Source organism: Solibacillus sp. NPDC093137 (assembly GCF_050280445.1).
GTDB classification, from domain to species: Bacteria; Bacillota; Bacilli; order Bacillales_A; family Planococcaceae; genus Solibacillus; species Solibacillus isronensis_B.
Genome location: NZ_JBNNVH010000001.1, coordinates 830,029 through 849,302 on the forward strand (window position 1 = coordinate 830,029; position 19,274 = coordinate 849,302).

26 protein-coding genes, 1 pseudogene and 3 riboswitches are annotated in these 19,274 nt (G+C 38.2%); of the genes and pseudogenes, 18 read left to right on the top strand and 9 right to left on the bottom strand.

The window, feature by feature from the left end:
• Window positions 1–39 precede the first annotated feature (39 nt).
• From ACQKN3_RS04305 to ACQKN3_RS04315, 3 genes are all read left to right on the top strand, one after another.
• On the top strand, window positions 40–417 hold the full coding sequence (locus ACQKN3_RS04305; RefSeq protein WP_251687646.1) for a hypothetical protein: 378 nt from the start codon (window positions 40–42) through the stop codon (window positions 415–417).
• A 215-nt stretch (window positions 418–632) separates the two neighbouring features.
• Window positions 633–1,343, top strand: coding sequence for a cytochrome c biogenesis CcdA family protein (locus ACQKN3_RS04310; protein ID WP_427709668.1), 711 nt, complete (start codon window positions 633–635; stop codon window positions 1,341–1,343).
• Window positions 1,344–1,468: 125 nt separating this feature from the next.
• Window positions 1,469–1,960: a CcdC family protein gene (locus tag ACQKN3_RS04315; RefSeq protein ID WP_079527013.1), complete on the top strand. Its 492-nt coding sequence runs from the start codon at window positions 1,469–1,471 to the stop codon at window positions 1,958–1,960.
• Between the two features lie 51 nt (window positions 1,961–2,011).
• Here the strand turns inward: ACQKN3_RS04315 and ACQKN3_RS04320 are convergent, their stop codons facing one another.
• The gene (locus tag ACQKN3_RS04320) at window positions 2,012–2,446 is read right to left on the bottom strand and encodes a DUF2621 domain-containing protein (protein ID WP_413078878.1); all 435 of its coding nucleotides are present in this window, start codon (window positions 2,444–2,446) and stop codon (window positions 2,012–2,014) included.
• Between the two features lie 164 nt (window positions 2,447–2,610).
• Between ACQKN3_RS04320 and ACQKN3_RS04325 the strand changes: the two genes are divergently transcribed.
• The 6 genes from ACQKN3_RS04325 to ACQKN3_RS04350 all read left to right on the top strand — a co-directional run bounded on the left by ACQKN3_RS04325 (window position 2,611) and on the right by ACQKN3_RS04350 (window position 7,172).
• Window positions 2,611–2,829 (top strand): DUF1659 domain-containing protein, encoded by a 219-nt coding sequence (locus ACQKN3_RS04325; protein ID WP_251687650.1) that lies wholly within the window; start codon window positions 2,611–2,613, stop codon window positions 2,827–2,829.
• Window positions 2,830–2,859: 30 nt separating this feature from the next.
• Window positions 2,860–3,081 (top strand): DUF2922 domain-containing protein, encoded by a 222-nt coding sequence (locus ACQKN3_RS04330; protein ID WP_251687653.1) that lies wholly within the window; start codon window positions 2,860–2,862, stop codon window positions 3,079–3,081.
• 63 nt (window positions 3,082–3,144) lie between these two features.
• The gene (locus tag ACQKN3_RS04335) at window positions 3,145–3,285 is read left to right on the top strand and encodes a YvrJ family protein (protein WP_251687655.1); all 141 of its coding nucleotides are present in this window, start codon (window positions 3,145–3,147) and stop codon (window positions 3,283–3,285) included.
• Between the two features lie 106 nt (window positions 3,286–3,391).
• Window positions 3,392–4,003, top strand: coding sequence for an SCO family protein (locus ACQKN3_RS04340; RefSeq protein ID WP_427709671.1), 612 nt, complete (start codon window positions 3,392–3,394; stop codon window positions 4,001–4,003).
• A gap of 360 nt (window positions 4,004–4,363) precedes the next feature.
• A riboswitch (cobalamin riboswitch) is annotated at window positions 4,364–4,543 on the top strand.
• Between the two features lie 162 nt (window positions 4,544–4,705).
• Entirely contained in the window at window positions 4,706–6,976 is a 2,271-nt protein-coding gene (gene metE / locus ACQKN3_RS04345; RefSeq protein ID WP_427709673.1) for a 5-methyltetrahydropteroyltriglutamate--homocysteine S-methyltransferase, read from the top strand.
• 16 nt (window positions 6,977–6,992) lie between these two features.
• Entirely contained in the window at window positions 6,993–7,172 is a 180-nt protein-coding gene (locus ACQKN3_RS04350; RefSeq protein ID WP_251687660.1) for a hypothetical protein, read from the top strand.
• Between the two features lie 377 nt (window positions 7,173–7,549).
• On the opposite strand, the gene ACQKN3_RS04355 is transcribed toward ACQKN3_RS04350, so the two are convergent.
• The 5 genes from ACQKN3_RS04355 to ACQKN3_RS04375 all read right to left on the bottom strand — a co-directional run bounded on the left by ACQKN3_RS04355 (window position 7,550) and on the right by ACQKN3_RS04375 (window position 9,724).
• The gene (locus tag ACQKN3_RS04355; RefSeq protein WP_251690010.1) at window positions 7,550–7,753 is read right to left on the bottom strand and encodes a transcription initiation factor TFIIIB; all 204 of its coding nucleotides are present in this window, start codon (window positions 7,751–7,753) and stop codon (window positions 7,550–7,552) included.
• A gap of 45 nt (window positions 7,754–7,798) precedes the next feature.
• Window positions 7,799–8,047, bottom strand: coding sequence for a hypothetical protein (locus ACQKN3_RS04360; protein ID WP_427709675.1), 249 nt, complete (start codon window positions 8,045–8,047; stop codon window positions 7,799–7,801).
• Window positions 8,031–8,546, bottom strand: a complete 516-nt coding sequence (locus ACQKN3_RS04365; protein ID WP_427711585.1) for an RNA polymerase sigma factor — start codon at window positions 8,544–8,546, stop codon at window positions 8,031–8,033. The genes ACQKN3_RS04360 and ACQKN3_RS04365 overlap by 17 nt, the downstream gene beginning before the upstream one ends.
• Window positions 8,547–8,553: 7 nt before the next feature.
• Window positions 8,554–8,934, bottom strand: a complete 381-nt coding sequence (locus tag ACQKN3_RS04370) for a group-specific protein (protein WP_427709677.1) — start codon at window positions 8,932–8,934, stop codon at window positions 8,554–8,556.
• Between the two features lie 106 nt (window positions 8,935–9,040).
• Complete coding sequence (locus ACQKN3_RS04375) at window positions 9,041–9,724, bottom strand: VC0807 family protein (protein ID WP_427709679.1); 684 nt, start codon at window positions 9,722–9,724, stop codon at window positions 9,041–9,043.
• Window positions 9,725–10,046: 322 nt separating this feature from the next.
• Window positions 10,047–10,183: riboswitch (FMN riboswitch) on the top strand.
• A 98-nt stretch (window positions 10,184–10,281) separates the two neighbouring features.
• Window positions 10,282–10,416, top strand: a riboswitch (FMN riboswitch).
• Between the two features lie 120 nt (window positions 10,417–10,536).
• Between ACQKN3_RS04375 and ribE the strand changes: the two genes are divergently transcribed.
• From ribE to ACQKN3_RS04405, 6 genes and pseudogenes are all read left to right on the top strand, one after another.
• A complete protein-coding gene (gene ribE / locus ACQKN3_RS04380; protein WP_427709681.1) occupies window positions 10,537–11,172 on the top strand; it encodes a riboflavin synthase in 636 nt (211 codons plus the stop codon).
• A 15-nt stretch (window positions 11,173–11,187) separates the two neighbouring features.
• Window positions 11,188–11,796, top strand: a pseudogene (gene ribB / locus ACQKN3_RS04385) (3,4-dihydroxy-2-butanone-4-phosphate synthase); the annotation flags it as partial.
• Between the two features lie 18 nt (window positions 11,797–11,814).
• A complete protein-coding gene (gene ribH, locus ACQKN3_RS04390) occupies window positions 11,815–12,279 on the top strand; it encodes a 6,7-dimethyl-8-ribityllumazine synthase (protein ID WP_427709683.1) in 465 nt (154 codons plus the stop codon).
• Between the two features lie 239 nt (window positions 12,280–12,518).
• Window positions 12,519–13,715 carry a DUF2812 domain-containing protein gene (locus ACQKN3_RS04395; RefSeq protein ID WP_427709685.1) on the top strand — a complete coding sequence of 399 codons (1,197 nt, stop codon included), beginning with the start codon at window positions 12,519–12,521 and terminating at the stop codon, window positions 13,713–13,715.
• A 328-nt stretch (window positions 13,716–14,043) separates the two neighbouring features.
• Window positions 14,044–14,676: a LysE family translocator gene (locus tag ACQKN3_RS04400; RefSeq protein ID WP_251687672.1), complete on the top strand. Its 633-nt coding sequence runs from the start codon at window positions 14,044–14,046 to the stop codon at window positions 14,674–14,676.
• Window positions 14,677–14,787: 111 nt separating this feature from the next.
• Complete coding sequence (locus ACQKN3_RS04405) at window positions 14,788–15,513, top strand: TspO/MBR family protein (protein ID WP_427709687.1); 726 nt, start codon at window positions 14,788–14,790, stop codon at window positions 15,511–15,513.
• Window positions 15,514–15,574: 61 nt separating this feature from the next.
• Here the strand turns inward: ACQKN3_RS04405 and ACQKN3_RS04410 are convergent, their stop codons facing one another.
• On the bottom strand, window positions 15,575–16,654 hold the full coding sequence (locus ACQKN3_RS04410; protein WP_427709689.1) for a copper resistance D family protein: 1,080 nt from the start codon (window positions 16,652–16,654) through the stop codon (window positions 15,575–15,577).
• Complete coding sequence (locus ACQKN3_RS04415) at window positions 16,651–17,214, bottom strand: copper resistance CopC family protein (RefSeq protein ID WP_427709691.1); 564 nt, start codon at window positions 17,212–17,214, stop codon at window positions 16,651–16,653. Before ACQKN3_RS04415 ends, ACQKN3_RS04410 begins: the two co-directional genes overlap by 4 nt.
• A gap of 156 nt (window positions 17,215–17,370) precedes the next feature.
• On the opposite strand from ACQKN3_RS04415, the gene ACQKN3_RS04420 reads away from it, so the two are divergent.
• Window positions 17,371–18,120 carry an alpha/beta hydrolase gene (locus ACQKN3_RS04420; RefSeq protein WP_251687680.1) on the top strand — a complete coding sequence of 250 codons (750 nt, stop codon included), beginning with the start codon at window positions 17,371–17,373 and terminating at the stop codon, window positions 18,118–18,120.
• 21 nt (window positions 18,121–18,141) lie between these two features.
• Here the strand turns inward: ACQKN3_RS04420 and ACQKN3_RS04425 are convergent, their stop codons facing one another.
• Complete coding sequence (locus tag ACQKN3_RS04425; protein WP_427709694.1) at window positions 18,142–18,525, bottom strand: SET domain-containing protein; 384 nt, start codon at window positions 18,523–18,525, stop codon at window positions 18,142–18,144.
• 111 nt (window positions 18,526–18,636) lie between these two features.
• Here ACQKN3_RS04425 and ACQKN3_RS04430 point away from each other — a divergent pair, with 111 nt between their 5' ends.
• Together ACQKN3_RS04430 and ACQKN3_RS04435 are read left to right on the top strand one after the other, a co-directional pair.
• Window positions 18,637–19,005: an SLAP domain-containing protein gene (locus ACQKN3_RS04430; protein ID WP_251687682.1), complete on the top strand. Its 369-nt coding sequence runs from the start codon at window positions 18,637–18,639 to the stop codon at window positions 19,003–19,005.
• A 22-nt stretch (window positions 19,006–19,027) separates the two neighbouring features.
• Complete coding sequence (locus tag ACQKN3_RS04435) at window positions 19,028–19,246, top strand: hypothetical protein (protein WP_251687684.1); 219 nt, start codon at window positions 19,028–19,030, stop codon at window positions 19,244–19,246.
• Window positions 19,247–19,274 lie beyond the last annotated feature (28 nt).

Genomic DNA, 19,274 nt, shown 5'->3' on the forward strand with positions numbered 1-19,274 from the left:
AAAAAACGGAATAGTAAGTGAAAAAAGTAGGTGATGATCATGCAGGCAGCATTAAAACATTACAGGCAAACACACAGCGAATATAAATGGCTGCATTTTTTGGCGGCTGTCGTATTAGTATTTACATCCGTATTCTGGTTCGTACTTCCATACTTCATGATTAATTACGGAAAATATACGACAAACGTATTCCAGCAGTCTTTGTTGTTGATTGCCCTGTATACGGTACCTTCCATCGTTGTAACATTGCATTGCTGGTTTATTAACTTTAAAGCAGCACTTCGATGGAAAAAAAGCTATCCTAAGGAATGTGTATGGCGCTGGTCGCTAAAATTCCAACTAATTACTATTTCAATAGTGGTCTTGTTTACCTCGGTTATTTATTCCAGTCTTTTTATTATTGATATGATTCGATAATAAAATCACCCCTCCTTTCTCAAATGTGCGATAGAGCCCTTCCATGTATAAAGAAGGAGCATTTATTTTCAAATACAAATAACGCGGCACTTTCGCACATTTATCTTTTACCTTACCCACAAATCACTGACAAAAAATATTCATTTAAAAAAGCAAGTAATGTATGGGGAAATTTGATACGATGAAGGTATCAATGTTAAGGAGAATGAAGCAGCATGACTACAGATTTAAATGTCCTTTTAGCGTTCGGTGCCGGGTTTTTAAGTTTTATTTCACCATGTACGCTACCGCTATATCCTGCATTTTTATCCTATATAACCGGGATGACACTCGATGAGCTGAAAACCGAAAAAGGGATGATGCAAAAACGCGCAATTTTACATACTTTATTTTTTCTGCTTGGGTTTTCGATTATATTTATCGCTATCGGATTTGGAACATCATTAGCGAAAGATTTCTTTTTCCAGTACCAGGATCTACTGCGTCAAGTCGGCGCTATTTTAATTGTCGCATTCGGTTTAATGATTGTTGGTCTTCTGCAGATTGACTTTTTAATGAAAGACCGCAAGTTCCAGTTCAAAAACCGACCATCCGGTTATTTCGGCTCGGTGCTGATCGGTCTAGCTTTTGCAGCTGGATGGACTCCTTGTACAGGTCCGATACTGGCAGCGATTATTACGCTTGGCGGTACGAACCCTGATTCGGCAATGTTGTATATGGTCGCATATTACTTAGGCTTTGCAATCCCATTCTTTACATTATCATTCTTCATTTCACGAATGAACTGGATTCGCACACATAGCCAAAAAATCATAGTAGTTGGCGGCTATATTATGATCGCGGTCGGCATTTTATTGTTCTTTGACGGATTGACTTACATTATTAATCTTCTCTTGCCGATTTTCGATGGTTTTAAAGGATTCTAACAGTTCCCTGCTTATTCAGACCGTGCTATACTAAGGGAAGTAACATAAGTGAAAAAGTGTGCATGATCCATATTATCTTGTTTACACGATAATTTTACATACGTTCATGCAAGAGGAGGAATATGATGTTCGACAGTATACCTTCTCACTATTTATTAATTGGTTCGACGATTATGGCAGTCATAATGGGCTCTTTTGTTATGTTCATAAGACTGCGTGCACAAAAAAAGCCGGTATCCACGAAAAAAATACTCATTCCGCCTTTTGCGATGTCAACAGGCGCGCTGATGTTTATTTTTGAGGAGTTTCGTGTAGCGCCAATTCAAATAGTAGAAGCGGCCGCACTAGGCTTGTTATTTTCATCTGTATTAATCTTAACGTCGAAGTTCGAAGTGCGAGACGGCGCAATTTATATGAAGCAATCTAAAGCATTTCCATTCATATTAGTGGGATTATTAGTACTACGTATTATTTTAAAATTAATATTTGCCGAAACATTCGATGTCGGTGAACTTGCCGGTATGTTCTTCATCTTGGCGTTCTCGATGATTTTGCCGTGGCGAATCGGTATGCTTATTAAATATAAGAAGCTTGAAAAATCGCATATTGTCGCATAGAAAAGACTGTCTCTAAAAGTTTTATACTTTTAAAGACAGTCTTCTTTTCGTCTATGCCTCAAATAAATGGTCATAATTCGTTGTATCAATTTTCATTTCATCGAGTTTTTTACGTAAAAACTTATGGTCGCGTTTTGGCGAAGCAATAATATAGCCACGAATAATTAAGTCCAAATCGATTTTTGAGGCACGCTCATTCAGTGCAATTTCACCGATTTTACCGGCAATCTTTTCTTTGGCAACTTGGCGGAATAGCTCTGGTACAGGACTGACAAGCTCGGTAAGTAATTGTTTTTCATCTTCACCCCAAAGATGAATCGTTTTATCTAAGTATATGTTTTGCCAATCTAGATCCGATTTTCCGTCCTGTTTCGGCAGGGCCTTCAAAAACTTGCGGAACATAAAAAAGCCGCCAATCCCCATAAGCGAAATCAATACTACAACCCAAAATAAAATAAACCATAAAAACCAGCCATCTAAGCCCACAATGTTCACCTCATTACTAAATATTGTTTATGAAATTCCTTCTACTAAACTACTGGTGATAAACCTCATTATTGTCTATTATATAAGGTTTTGTAAAATTTTTCATCGTCATTGTCCCTTTTTTCGGTAAATCATGACATATATAGGGCAAGGAGGTGATAAACATGAACGAATTCGGATTTTTATCTGCAACATTGACAGTATTTTATCAGACAGGCCTTGATGAATTTAATGAGCCGATTATTAAAAGTTCCACATTCCGTAACTTGGAAAGAAATGCGACAGCTCAGCAACTATACACTGTTGCAACAACAATCGTCGGCTTAACAGATTACAATTATATTGAATCTGTGAAAACGCAAAAAGACAGTATTACCGCTTAATTAACATTATCATGAATTGGAGGTGATCACATGGCACAAGTTTTACAATTAACATTTGCCAACATTGCAGGGGATACGATGACGATTAATATTAATGATCCGAAGCCGAATTTAACGGAGGCTGAAGTGAATGCTGCGATGCAAACAATTATTGATCAGGCAGTGTTTTCGAAGGACGGATTTTTGTACAATGTGAAAAAATCAGCTCGCATCGTTGAACGTAATGTCACAGCAATCGAACTGAATAGCTAAAAGCAAGGCCGGTGAAGTGTGATGCTTTGCCGGCCTTTTCAAATGAAAAAAGGAGGGATTTTAATGGAGCAGTGGATAGCAATTCTTCAGGAAGTAACATTTCCGATCTTTATTTCTTTTTATTTACTGTATCGGATAGAAACAAAACTTGAAGCGATTCATACAGCACTCGTATCATTACATCATCCTGCAGACAGAGCATGAAAAACTCTTCACAATGTTGACACACTTCCTTTCTTCCGATAACTATTGAGAATATACTAAATATTGGGTAAGATGAGAGTAATGTTCAAAGAGTGGAGAGAGAGAAATGAAAACGAAAAAAATAGTATTCGCACTTATGCTCTTGGCAGCAACAGTTCTCACTGCATGCAGCAATTATCAGTTTAAACCGACGACCAACTTTGAAATTAGCGGGTTTACGATGACCGATCACCGTAACAAAGAAGTGACACTGGAAAGCCTAAAAGGGGAACCATGGCTGGCAATGTTCATCTTCACAAGCTGTACAACCATTTGCTCGCCAATGACAATGAATATGACCCGAGTACAAGATCACCTTGAGAAAAAAGGGCTGGAAGATTATAAAATTGTCGCGTTTTCAGTAGATCCGGACTACGACACACCGGAGCGTTTAACAGAATATTTATCGCGCCATAAACCGGTAGATGAATCAAAATGGCATATGCTGACAGGGTACGATCAAAAATTTATCGAGCAGTTTGGCAGAAACTCATTTAAAACACCTGTTCAGTCAATTGAAGGAAACGACCAAGTTATCCACGCTGATACATTTTTCCTAGTAGATGAAAAAGGAATTGCCGTGAAAAACTATTCAGGTTATGGCACAGGAGAAGATGGTGTTCCATATGAAACGATTGCTAGTGATATGGAGGCACTCATTGACGAGCGTCTAAAATAATAGTGAAATGTAAGATTAACTTGCGAAAAAAGTGTAGCTGCTTTTTAAGCAAGTTTTTTTGTGGAGTGAGGGCTTTTCTAATAAAATTGAAATTGTGCTAATAAAACTACAAATTTTCTAATAAGTTGCGGATCTTCTAACAAAGGAACTGGATATGCTTGATATGCTAATATCAGTTCTTGATTAGCAAATAAGCACGCCAAATTTTCTAATATCACCTGCAAAAGTGCTAAAATAAATAAATTCCTTCTAATAAAAAGCACAATGCATCAACCCAAATTGTTTCAACCATTATATTGATAAAGCAATAAATAAAAAGAATTTTCAAAACTCAAATTCTGTGATATAGTATACAAAATTACATACTGTGTAAGTTACGGTGCTTGTGAGAACAAGCTGAAAAGGGAAACCAGTGAAAGTCTGGTGCTGTCCCGCAACTGTAAATCGGAGTTCGTGATATTCAACCACTGTCTATTGATGGGAAGGATCACAAGAACGTTGATGATGAGCCAGGAGACCTGCCGGAAACTAGTACACGCCAATACCTACGTGGAAATAGGTGGTGATTTTGTGCGATAGTGAGACAACAACCTTTGAGTTTACAAAGGTTTCTTTTGTCAATCTCTTAAACATTCACACCCCTCTTTCACTTAGAAAGAGGGGTTTTGGTTTTTATGTAACAAATTTAAGGAGGAATTGTTTATGAAAACAGCAGTAATTGGTTACCCGTATATTGGACAAAATCGTGAATGGAAACGTGTGACAGAGGCATTTTGGAAAGAACAACTGACTTTGCAATGCTATGAACAGGAAATGAAAAACTTACGCCTTGCTCAGCTATATCAACAAAAAGATTTAGGGCTGGATATTTTAACAGTAGGTGATTTTACATACTATGACCGTATGCTGGACATGGCTGTAATGTTCAATATGGTTCCATCGCGTTATGATTATCTTTCTTTGCAGCATAATTTTACGGCATACTTTGCAATGGCCCGTGGAGCTGAAAATGTGGTGGCATGTGAAATGACGAAATGGTTCAACACGAATTATCACTATATTGTACCGGAATATGAGGGACAACAACTCGCATTGCAGCACAATGTTTACGCGCAATATATCCAGGAGGCAATCGAAGCATTCGGCATGTCCCCTCGTGTGACAATTATTGGTCCATTTACATTTTATAAACTGACAAAAGGTGTTGGCCAAGAACAAAAACAACACTATATTCAGCAGCTGGTGATTGTGTATAAAGAGTTGCTTCAGTCGTTAGAAGCAAGTGGTGCAACGACAATCCAGCTTGAAGAACCAAGCCTTACAAAAGACCTTACTTCCGAAGATATTGCATTAGTTCAGCATTTCTATCATCAAGTATTAAAAGGACTTACAGTTGAAACGATCTGCACATCTTATTTTGAAGCGTTATCCGACTATGAAACAATGATTAATTTGCCAGTCGATGGCTTTGGACTGGACTTTGTTCATGGAAAAATTGAAAATATAGCATCGTTAAAAAAATTTACTTTCCCAAAAGATAAAGTTCTATATGCAGGAATTATTAATGGACGTGACATATGGAGAGCCGAATTGCAGAAGCAGTTGGCACTAGTAGCGGAAATTCGTTCCTACGTACCATATTCACCTATCCATCTACAAACATCGTGCAGCCTCCAGCATGTGCCTGTTACAACAGCAGGAGAAAAAGGGGTTGTACCTGAGCTGCAAAACGTCTTAGCATTCGCCGATGAAAAAATAAAGGAACTGCAAATGATTAAAGGAAAAATACTTCAGTTGGAAGGTCCTTATCAACATGCAATTTTAGAAAGTCAAAAAGCAATCCGCACATTGGCGCAGCATAAATCAAGACGGAAACAAGCTGTACATGACAAGGTGAACGCACTAACACAGGAAGCTTTTAAACGAGCAGATAACTACAACAAGCGCAGTAAACTGCAGCGTGCCTTTTTACAGTTGCCGGATTACCCGACAACAACAATCGGGAGTTTCCCGCAATCGGCTGAAGTTAAGAAAAATCGCAGTTTGTGGCGTAAAGGGGAAATTACAACAGCGGAGTACGAAGCATTTAATGCAAACGAAACAGCACGATGGATTGCGATTCAGGAGCAGCTTGGTCTTGATGTTTTTGTTCATGGAGAATTTGAACGTACAGATATGGTCGAATTTTTTGGTGAAAAATTGGATGGCTTTGCGTTTACGAATAATGGCTGGGTTGTTTCTTATGGTTCACGTTGTGTTAAACCGCCTATTATTTACGGAGATGTTGAATGGACGGAACCGATGACGGTAAGGGAAGTAAGTGCCGCACAATCACTTACGGATAAGCCGGTCAAAGGGATGCTGACAGGACCCGTTACAATATTGAACTGGTCATTTGTGCGAAATGATTTGAACCGCTCGGAAGTTGCTTATCAAATCGCCCTGGCATTAAGGGAAGAAGTATATGCGCTTGAAAAAGCAGGAATCAATATTATTCAAGTTGATGAGCCTGCATTAAAAGAAGGGCTGCCGATCCGTAAAAATCAACATCGGGCTTATATCGAATCTAGTGTAAATGCATTTAAATTAGCGACAAGCGGTGTGCGGAATACGACCCAGATTCATACACATATGTGTTATTGTGAATTTAATGACTTTATTGATGTAATTGAATCATTGGACGCGGATGTGATTTCGATTGAGACATCACGAAGCCATGGAGAACTGGTAAAAATACTAAAAGAGACACCGTACAGACTGGGCATCGGTTTAGGTGTATATGACATTCATAGCCCCCGTATACCAACAGTGGAAGAAATGGCCGTTATTATCGGAGAAAGTAAAGAAGTGATCGAAAAAGAACAATTTTGGATCAATCCCGATTGTGGACTGAAAACTCGCACGGAGCAAGAGACGATTGCATCATTGAAAAATATGGTGGCCGCAAAAGAGCGACTAAAACTGTTGAATTAATGAAGGGGCGGATACTATGAGTCAAATGAAAAGAAATTACAACCCCGTGTTTTTGACGGCTGTAATGAATGGCTTTACAGAAAGTAATACAAAAAGCCTTAAAGAGTTACGTGATGAGTTGATGACGTCATACCCAGCGGATGAAAAGGAAATTCAAAAAGCATATTATTTTGTAAAAGCGGAATTAGTAGGTTGAAGTGATCTTTAGAAACAGGTAGAAAATACAATGAGGCCGGGACAGAAGTAGAAATTTCATAAACTAAGGAGAAAAACCTTATTAAGAAACGGATATTTTATAAAATTGATTGGAATGGAGGGCGAGTGTTCGTGCTGACGGTATCACCTTTCGCAACAAGCACAGCTTCCTGCGGGAATAGCGAAATTTATTTTGCGACGAAAGCGAAGCGTCAGGAGCACTGACGCCTGAGACTTTCGTGTAAGGCCACGCCCGAGGAAAGCGCCCCGGAATGGAAATCAATTTTTACGCTCAGCAAAAAAATGCAATTTTTCTCTAAGAGAAAAATTGCATTTTTGGATTATGTCCCACCCTCTATTTGTAATCCCGATATCGAATTAAAATGTTCCTTTAAATTTCTCAGGCTTTACGACATAGCCTTCAATAATAAAACCGCATTGTGTACAAATAATATATTCGATATTGGAACCTAAGCTCATTTTATTGACAGGTGACATAACACTGTACCCGCTATGTTTGCCTTTCCCTAATTCAGAGCAGCCGCATTTTGGACATTCTTTTACGGTTGTCGTATTCTTCATTTCTATCACCCTTTCATAGTTAGGTAGCCAGCAAAGGAATTACCATTAGTTCATTAGGAATCCCTGTAAAATTGCTAAAAACAAACCAAGGGAAACGGGGAAAATTTTAAAAAACAGATAGCCCTTTGATTGAATTGTCCATTTTTCAAATGGATCTTTCGTCGGAGAACCAAGATAGCGAATAAACTTTTGAAATGGTGACTGCTTTTTTGCAAGTTTTGTCACAGGTATGTCGATTTTATAGGAATCAAGCAAACCGGATAGCTCTTTTTCCTTTTTAAATTCCTCGTTCATGTTGGAAATCCTCCTTTAATTCAGCCTTTAAAGCTTTAATAGCGTGATGAAGCCGTGATTTTACCGTACCGATCGGAACATCCAATATTAAGGCAATTTCTTCTTGCGGCAAATCTTCATAGTAAGCAAGCAAAATTACAGCCCGCTGTTTATCCGGCAAGTTGGAAATCGCTTGTTGAATGACGAGTGTGTCTTCGGTTTGCAGCGTTTTTTTCTGAATAGGGATGAGAAAAGGCAGGAGTGTCTGCCATCGTTTGCGCCTTTTCAGCTTATTGATCATAAGGCGGTAGGCAATCTGAAACAAGAAGGACTTTACCGTACCACGTTGCTGTTCATACTGAAATTTTTTTGATTGCAGCACTTCAAAGCTGTCGTGAACAATATCGACACTCAATTGCTCATCTTTTGTATAACGGTACAAAAAACAGAACAGCGGCTCATGCAACTGGTCGTACAGTTGTGCCAACGCTTCCGAATCGCCAATTTGAAACGCGATCATCAACTGCTCATTGTTCGCTATCATAAACGTCACCGAAACGTGCTTTAATACTTTTTAGTGTAGCCGATATGCGCATGACCAAATACACAACCATTACAATGACCCATGCCTGTGCCTGGTTCGTAAAAAACTGAACATAAGGGTTTTCAATTGTTTCACCGGATGAAAGTAAAATGTTCAAAACTTGCACACAGATAATCGTATAAACCGCTAAAATCAGAGTAATCGTGTCAAATATATTCCAGCGTAAATAAACGGTTGTTTTCGCATAATTAATTTTTTTACCTTCCCTGATAATATGTTTTCTAAAAAACGGAATCAAAATCGTAAATAATACAACCATTTCAACTGCACTCACAATTAACGAAATTTTAAAACCAATCCCCATATCGATTTCTCCTTACTTAGTTAAATTTTATAACAAGCTGCAACTTTTGATGCATTCACTGACTATACAAACAGGAGAGGAAAAAGGTTCAAAAATTTTTTAATATTTATTCTGCGACAATTTCCGGTTCCTGCCGCTTTTGCAGATTATTTTCATGTAATCGGTTCATATAGTTTTGTACAACAACATTAATGTAAAAGAACATCCCCATTAAAATTCCGGAAAACACCCAACTCGCTACCCGTTTATAAATAAGCATGTCACCATAACTGTCAATTCCATATTTACGAAGCAGGAAGACCGTAATTCCTGCCATAACCAGTCCTCGAATAATGAAGACAACCTGGATCAGCTGAAACCATCGGAAGATCCCTTTTTGAAAGAATAATGCTTTACTTTCCTTTCGTGCATGTCCTTGCAAATAAGCAAAATCAACTGCAATATACAGGGAAAAAGGCTGTTTTACGATGAATAAAATTACATAGAGCAACGTATAAAAAAGACCTAAATAAACGTTATTCCAAATCATCTGCTCCGCTGAACCCGACAGTAAATCGACCGCTGTACCTATAAGCATTGAGCCTAAAATAAACAGGCCTGTCACATTGAATTGCCGGTCTTTAGCAAAGCGGTAAACCGTATAAATTATCCCGGGAACAGTGGACAGCAGCATTGCGGCATAGTCACCAAAAGGCTCTCGCCCAAACTTCCAGATTACATAAGGTAATGCTGCATAAAACAGTAGCTCTAGAAAGATAAGATATTTATTCGACTGTGAATTATTCGCCATAAAAGCCTCCATTACCGTTAAAAAAGTATTTGTTTTTTTATATTACTAAAGATTATCCGACACTATATTTTATGAAATAGTTATACGAAAAAAAGCAACCAAGTAAACGAAAGACACTTAAAAAAAGCTTGCAATAACTCCTTTCTAATTTATGTAATATTATGTATATTCTTCTACGTATTATCTTTAGTAAAGTTTCAAAATTTTTATAATTTAACAGAGGGGATAGAGGTAAAAGGATTGATGGAACAAAAAGTAAGTAGGTGCTAAAATACTATTAGCTTTTTAAATTATTTATGTTACAATAACTTTCAAATAAAATAATTTCCTTCGGGGTCGGGTGAAATTCCCAATCGACGGTGATGAGTTTATCTCTAAGCCCGTGAGCCACTTTATGTGTGCAGGATTTTGGTGCAAATCCAAAGCCGACAGTTATAGTCTGGATGGGAGAAGGAATGGCAACGCATTTTAAAAATTTGATTTTAAATGTGCTTTTTTGCTATACACTTTTCCTGTCGCACCTTGTGACGGGTTTTTTTATTTTATTTGAAAAAAATAATTTCCTTCGGGGTCGGGTGAAATTCCCAATCGACGGTGATGAGTTTATCTCTAAGCCCGTGAGCCACTTATGTGTGCAGGATTTGGTGCAAGTCCAAAGCCGACAGTTACAGTCTGGATGGGAGAAGGAAGCAATGTCAGCAGTTTTTTGAAAATTTACTTCAAGAAGCTTATTTGATGATGCTCAATTTTCCTCTCATCGAACTCCGAATTCAATCGGGGTTCTTTTTTAATCTTAAAAAGAGGTGAGCAGGATGTTTACAGGAATCATTGAAGAACTTGGAACGGTTGAAACAGTCAGCCAATCCACACAAGCGATGGAACTAGCCATTCGCGCAAGCACAATTCTAGAGGATGTTCAACTCGGGGACAGCATTGCCGTTAACGGTGTCTGTCTGACAGTGAAACAATTTTCGCCGACCGTATTTTTGGCAGATGTCATGCCGGAAACCGTCAAAGCAACAAGCCTACAGCAATTAACTGCTGGGATGCCTGTCAATCTAGAACGGGCAATGTCGGCAAATGGTCGATTCGGTGGACATATCGTATCGGGCCATGTTGATGGAATTGCAACAATACAACGGAAAAGACCTGTTGCCAATGCAGTTTATATTGATTTGGCAATGGAAAAGCATTTGGTTGCTGAATGTATTAAGAAAGGCTCAATTACAGTGGACGGCACGAGTTTAACAATTTTTGATGTGACGGACACATTCATTACCATTTCCTTAATCCCTCATACGTATGAACAGACTGTATTAGGCTTTAAAAAGCCGGGAGATGTTGTGAACATTGAAACAGATCTAATCGGAAAATATGTAAAAAAACATTTACAAAATCAAACGGAAAGTACAATTACAATGGACTTTTTGCAACGTACAGGATTTTAAAGGAGTGGTGACAAAATGAATACAATTGAAGAAGCAATTCAGGCATTGAAAAACGGCGAGATTATTATTGTGTCAGATGACGAGAACCGTGAAAATGAAGGGGATTTTCTTGTGTTAGGAGAATTCGCTACACCGGAAAATATTAATTTCATGGCGCTTTATGGAAGAGGGTTAATTTGTACACCAGTTTCATCTGCAATTGCAGAAAAGCTTTCCCTTCATCCAATGGTGCAAAGCAATACCGATACATATCAAACAGCTTTTACGATTAGTATCGATCATATCCATTCAACGACAGGTATAAGTGCATTTGAGCGTTCTAAAACGATGTTAGCATTACTGGATCCTGCAACAAAACCGGAGCATTTTCATCGTCCCGGCCATGTTTTCCCGCTCATTGCTAAACAGGGAGGCGTGTTGGAACGTCGCGGGCATACGGAAGCAGGTGTTGATCTGGCGAAACTATGCGGTTCGAATGAAGTTGCGGTCATCTGTGAAATTATGAACGAAGATGGTTCAATGGCCCGCATGCCACAGCTCGAAAAGATTGCACAAAAACATAACCTGAAATTTATTACAATCGAAGACTTAGTTCAATATATAAAATTAACTACCGTATTGGTATAAAAAGGAGCAATTAAAATGGGAAAAACATTTGAAGCACAATTAGTCGGAACAGATCTAAAAATCGGAATTGTCGTAGGGCGCTTTAATGAATTTATTAATGATAAATTATTAAGCGGTGCAATTGACGGCTTAAAACGTCATGGTGTTGATGAAGCAAACGTTGATACAGCATGGGTTCCAGGTGCTTTCGAAGTACCGTTTGTTGCAAAAAAAATGGCTGAAACAAATAATTATGATGCAGTAATCGGTTTAGGTACGGTCATTCGCGGATCAACTACACATTACGATTATGTATGTAACGAGGCGGCAAAAGGAATTGCCAAAGCAGGGTTGGACACAGGCGTACCGGTAATTTTCGGCATTGTCACAACTGAAAATATCGAACAGGCAATCGAACGTGCTGGTACAAAAGCAGGCAATAAAGGCTACGACAGCGCAATGTCTGCAATTGAAATGGCGAACTTGAATAAAATGTTTTAATAAAGATTAGTGCACGCCACTCAAAATGCAGCTCAGAAAATATTGCTGCTTGCGGAAAGTTAGTTCTAAGCGGTGTAATAGGCAATCCTGCATTGGTAGGGTTGCCTTTTTACTGTGAACATTTTCAATATTCTTTATTGCGTCAGAGAGTGCTGAAATAGTTTGCTGATTCTAATTATTTATTTACAAACATTCCCTTCTATTTTATTGTTAGGTCAGACATATGAGGAGGGAGAGCGATGGCAGAAATAGTACGCAGAATAAGACCCGGGCAGTATTGGCGTATTAAGGAACATGAAAGCTGGTTTTCGGATATGTCCGAGCAAGGGCTGCATTTTTATGAGATTGGCACACATTTTGCGAAGTTTAAAAAAGGGGATCGCAAACGAATGGATTACCGGCTGGAACTGGCGAAAAGCAAATATATATCGAGTGAAAAAATCCGGTTATTTGAAGAAAGCGGCTGGGATTATATTGCAAGTGACCGCAATTTTCACGTATTTGCGGCACCGGTTGATCGTAAAGCTAGTGAACCTCCGATAGATCGGGAAGAGCAAATAACTGTGGCAAATGCTCTTTTCAAGAAGACATTGATAAGTTTCATCTTTATATTATTCGCTTTGGCAGCTCTTTTTTGGCTTATAGGCAGCCTTTGGTTTACAGACGATACACCAATATTAACATTAATTGAAGGCAATTTGTTTGGCACGATGTTTCTTTATTTATTAAACATATTTTACTTATTCTCAATGGGAATGGGGCTACTAGGTATTGCACGCATACAACGCGATTTGAAAGAGGGGAGTTCTGATGGTCGGCCAAGACCATGGGAGAATTTTTATCGTAATAACATAATAACTTATGTAATGACTTTGGCTATATCATTAATTGCCGTTTGCATTCCATTTTACCAGTTGTTGCATTTAGGTACGGTTACATTACCAAAAGAAGATACAACACTGCCGTTTGTCAGGCTTGCAGCAATCGAAAATGCTTCACATCTTGAACGTGATGTTTTTATAATTGATGGAGAAGATTGGAGAAACAGTTACTGGGAAAACTGGAGTATAGTTGCTCCTGTGCAATATAAAATGAAGGAAAATTTTATTGAAAAGAAAGGGCAATGGTCTGACCCGAACAACAGTTACAACCCTGGTATCTCGGCTGAAATTTACCGGTTAAGCTTTCACTCCCTTGTTGCACCATTGGTTGATGACTTAATCACTGAGCATACGTTTGATGATGAAGCAGAATTATTTACGGAAAGAGAGCATGACGGATTTGATCAATTACTTATGCGCCAAAGTGACCAAAACAAAGAATTCATCTTCGTAAAAGAACAGGTGGTCATGTATATAGACTACTCGGGGAAAGTTGAGGCGGATGTCATTATCGGGAATGCTGCCGAGAAAATTAGGTTGTTAACGGAGAACTGATTGCTGATCCAGATTTTCTAATAAAATTATAAATCATCTAATATCGATTTGACATTTTCTAATAAGTTATCGGTTTTCTAATATATTTAGCAATTGTTCTAATATCGTACTTAGATGTTTAAATAAAGATTCTGAAAATGCTAATAAACAGATGAAGTTTTCTAATAAACATAAAACTCTTCTAATAAAACAAGTCACTGATTACAAAATTTAACGGGATACATAAAATTAACGATACAAAAGCAATCCATTAAACTATAAATTCCCCTAGCTTCATTCAGATGAACATGTTACCATATTTAAAAATTCAGAAAATGAAGGTGAGTAAATGGAGAATGTTGTGTTCTTTATCATTGCGTGTGTTCTTCTGATTGTATTGCCGGGTCCTGATACAGCGATCGTTACGAAAAATACAATCGTTAACGGACAAAAGGGCGGATTTCAAACAATGGTCGGCTCTTGCGCAGGATTAACGGTCCATACAATTGCAGCGGTGGCAGGGCTATCGGCGATTATCGTAAAATCTGCCGTGGCATTTACAGTGTTGAAATACGTAGGAGCAGCCTATTTATGCTATTTGGGTATAAAAACATTGATGAGCATGCGTGCTAAAAAAGCTGACTCAGAGGAATTGACGGACATTCCGGAAATTGAAGCTAAAGGCAATTCGTATTTTAAGCAGGGACTCATTACGAATATCACCAACCCTAAAGTAGCAGTATTTTTCCTTACGTTTTTACCGCAATTCCTATCTAAAGGCGCAGAACCGTTTTGGCCATTTTTGACGATGGGAATCATCTATATTGTTTTAACATTTATTTGGTTTGCGCTCTATGTTTTTTTATTAAACAAAATCCGCAATTTCATGAAAAAACCTGCTACACAATCGGTAATCGAAACGTTGACTGGAGCTGTTCTTATCGGTTTTGGGATCAAACTTGCCTTTGAAAAGCAGACTTAAAAATAACTTTGCATAAATCACATTACCTTTACAATCAATAGCCCATTTACCGCTTATTCTTTTTTAAAGAAGGGTATAGTTCCCTAATTCTAGAAAAAAGGATGATGAAAAATGGGCTTGTATATTACAATGTGGATAGCCATGATTGCTGTAATCGTAGTAAATGCGCTATCCAATACACTGCCTTTAAACGGGCAAACGGCATCAGAAATTACGAATCGATTAGAAGTGTTATTTACACCAGCAGGCTACGTATTTTCTATTTGGTCGTTAATTTATGTACTGCTTGTCATATGGCTGATTACGATATACCGCAAAGTGAAAGACAATCGTTTTAAAGGAAAAGTAGGTATTTTATTTATCATCAGCTGTATATTTAATATTGCTTGGCTGTTCAGCTGGCATTATGAACAATTTATACTATCCATTATTGTAATGTTCTTTTTGTTATTTACACTCATTGCGATTTACCTGCAGTATAAAAACACGGAAAAAGGTATTTCAGAACGCTTTCCGTTTTCATTTTACTTAGCGTGGATATCCGTAGCGACAATCGCTAATGTAAGCTATGTCTTAAAACATCATGGAGTCGATTTGGGGATATCAGAGGTGATCGGATCACTCGTACTTGTCGGGGTTGCGGTCATTCTCGGTTATTTGGCGGTTGCTGTTTCAAAAGATATTTTCTTTACTCTTGTTATCGTTTGGGCACTCATCGGTATTGCTGTAAAAACAGATGAGCCAACAATGCAGAACGGTACAATAGTGTTAACAGTAATATTAATCATCGCGGCGCTTGTTCGCTATATGCGTATGAAGACAAAAAGGCTCGCCTAATGAATAAGGGTTGTAGTATTAGTCGGAAATGACTTTTACTACAACCCTTTATTTTTTGACGTTATTTAAAGAACACAATCGACATAAAGCCCATGTAAAAACATAATGCCAGCGCAAAAGTCATGGCAGCCGATACAACAACCGGCAGCTGTTTAATATAACTTACGATGACAAGAGCGATGAACAGTGCAGTCAACAGGAAAAATCCTAACCCGATACCCGTCATTTGTAAATACCCGCGCATGCCAGCTTCAATCGAGCTACGGTAGAACATTTCAAAAAACGGAGAAATTTCCTGAACATAAAAACTCGGGGGCTGTTGTTCACTATAGAGCGCTGTAATGAATAATATCATTACGAGCAAAACTGTTTCGATTCGTACCCACGTACGCGGTTCAAATAATGGCTTGTCCATCTTCAGTTTAATGAGCAGACTGTTTGCCAAAATAATAACAGTCAAAGGTACGAGCAGAACATGCTTAATGAATAAAAACTGTCCATAATTGCTCGACCAGCTTGTCACATAGCCCGGCACGATTGTGTCAGTCATAAGGACACCTGTTAATGCAACTGCCGTAAAAGCTACGAGTGCCACGGGGGAGAACCACTTCAGAAAGGCATCCCAGTTTTGCGCATCTTTTGAGAAAAAGCTCATCAGAACTAAGATGCCGAGCCATACACTGACAGCTAGAAGGTGAACAAAATCCAATGCCGATCCGACAATGCCTGTCATCGAACCTGCATGACTAATATAGCCAATTGCCGCCATAATGGCGATTAAAATAAAAATTGACATGACCGATATAAGCTTCGAAGGTTTTTTCATAAACTGGCGAAGCATTATAAGCAAAATAATCGTAAAGCCAACGACCGCGAGCCATGAATGGCCAACTTTAAATTTCAAAAGGAGCATGCCCAATGATTCGATGAAGCCGAACTGTGGTGTCAAAATTGTCAGCAATTGAATATTCGGTACAAATGTGACAATCGGCAAAATGACCGCACTAACAATAAGCCACTTGGCTGAAATATCGATTTTTGGGCGAATTGTTTCAGGGATACAGTATAAGATAAATGTTCCCATAAGAAGAGCTAAACTTACATAAAGTAAAAATTGACTAAAAATTGTCAATGACATCATTTTGTATTTTTCCGTCTTGCAATAGTGAAAATACTTACTAATATAATAAGAAGTAAAAGGGCTCCAACGATGTATAGTAATGTATCGTTTGATGTTTCTTCATTATCTGCCGCAGTTGTTTCCGCTACGTTGTTTTCTACCGTTTCGTCTACTTCCGCTTGCTCTTCATTTTCTTCTGTAACTTCTTCTTCGGCCGGTTCTTCTGCTACAGGTGCATCAACCGTAAAGGAAAATTGACCTGACAATGGGTGGCCATCTGCACTAATACTATTCCATTCAACGGTATAGTCATCATTTGGTAATGGAGTTTCAAAAGTACCCGTCAATACACCATCGACTAAATCCATCGATACTGTTTCTATTTCTTCACCGTTACTTGAAATGACGTTAAATGTACTGCCTGCTTCAATTCTCCCGGCGTATGTAAGTTCAATCGACTGCAACGGTTCAGTTACAACTGCTCCATCCTCGGGATTAGTCGTGTCTAAATACGTATGTGCTGCTGCGCTCGGTACAGCTAAAAATAGTGCAGCAAGAATCGATAATAATATTGTTCTCATATTAATATGATTCTCCTTTCATATGTTTTTTTGTTCAACCATATTGTAGCCGAACAATAAAACAAATGCACTGTTTCCGCTTTTTAAACTTGAGGAAATGACAGTAACAGAGAATTATTATGCTATAATATTGTCACAAATGAAAAGGGGATTAATATGCAACAGTTTGTCGAGGATATTTATTTAAAAGGACATAAACAGGCCGTTCTGCTTTTACATAGTTTTACGAGCAATGCGAAGGAGATGCACTATTTGGCAAAAATGCTTCATAGTAAAGGGTATACGAGTTATGCGCCAAATCTGGCAGGGCACGGAGCATCACCGGAACAATTATTTGCAAGTTCTATGAAACGCGTATGGGAACATAGCAGACAAGCAGTACAGTTTTTAATCGATGAAAAATATGAAGCGATTACAGTAATTGGCCAGTCATTAGGTGGTGTACTTGGAATAAGACTGGCAAATGAATTCCCTGAAGTGAAAGCTTTATGTATTATTTCTTCACCAGTATTGGAGCGGCCAGTGGAAGGTTTGGAACAGCGTGTCGTCTATTATTCCAAGAGGTATTTACAAAATAGAGGAAGCTCTGAACAGGAACTGCAAGCGTTTTTAGATAATCACTTCCCAAGACCTGCCGGAAAACTGATTGCGCTGCAGCAGTTTATCGTTGAAACAGGCAAACAGCTTCATTTGCTGAAACAGCCTCTTTTCTTGGCAAAAGGTATGCTGGACGAGCCGGTTTTCCATCAAAGCATTGACATGATTGAAAAGAATGCAATTAGCAACGTCATTACGAAAAAACAATACGATAACAGTGGTCATCTTATTACATTAGGAAAAGAACGCCAATTACTGACGGAAGATATCATTCGCTTTATCGAAGGAATAGAAAAAGGAACTGTCTAATTTTTAGACAGCTCCCCCTTGTTATTCTTCTTCGTTGTTAAACCATAGTGGGTCATTATCATCTACATCGCCATTATAATTAATAAAAATCTCTTCACCGGCTTCAATATCTTTATAAGCAAAGAAATCGAATGTTTCATTGTCGAAATTAATTTCATACGTGGCATTCGGCTCATATGAATGATTAAATAGCATTCCGTAGCCCAATAGGAGTGCAGAACGGCCAATGCCAAATTCAAACGCATAATCTGCAAGATTTGTTTTTTCAATATGTTCATGCTGCTCATTTGGATAGCTTAGTACCGGTGCTTGGTGGAATAACGTTCCTTTAGGAATTGCATTAATCGCAAAAATACCGCGATTATATTCCCCATCACTTATCGGGGAATTCTTTACTTCGATCATATTTTTTCGCCTTCTAACTTTTAAGATTCTTTCCTACTGTAACATGTATTATAGAAGAAAGGTTGTTTTATTGCTTATTTACATAAATTATTCATTGAAGGGGTGAAGTTCATGCAAAAACTGCAATTTGAAGCTGCATGGGATAAAACGATTTCAGATCAGGACCGATTATTAATCGAACAAGCTTTTCAAAAAACAAAAGAACAGGATGAGCATATTTCCTGTTACGTAATTCGAACGGCCATGAATCATAGAAAACAGCTGCTCATTACAACGCTTATTCATAACCGGACTGATCAACAACTTAATTTCCATAATAGGGAAGTAAGTATTATAACAGAAGCGGGGAAAATTGCTCAAAATTTTACAATGGATGCACTTGAAATTCCTCCTTATTGTTCAATGCCGTGGACTTTTATTTTCGACGAAAGTATTAATTTTCAATTCACAGAAATAAAACAGATGGATATTGAAATATAATGAGATTGAGGTGAAGGAATCGATGCATGAAATGAATGCAGGAATTTGGCTCACATTCGTAACCCCTATCTTTTTAGTCAGTGCGTTATATTTTACACTGTCATTTTTACAGCACTTGAAAATCGACAATGATCGATTAATGACACAATCGAAGTGGGGTGCAGTCATCTCTTTGGCGATTGCATTAATTGTACCGGCGATTTATCAAATTGTTGTTTATTATCAAGTCATGCATTACTAAACATGCCAAAAACCAAAAGACCGCTATG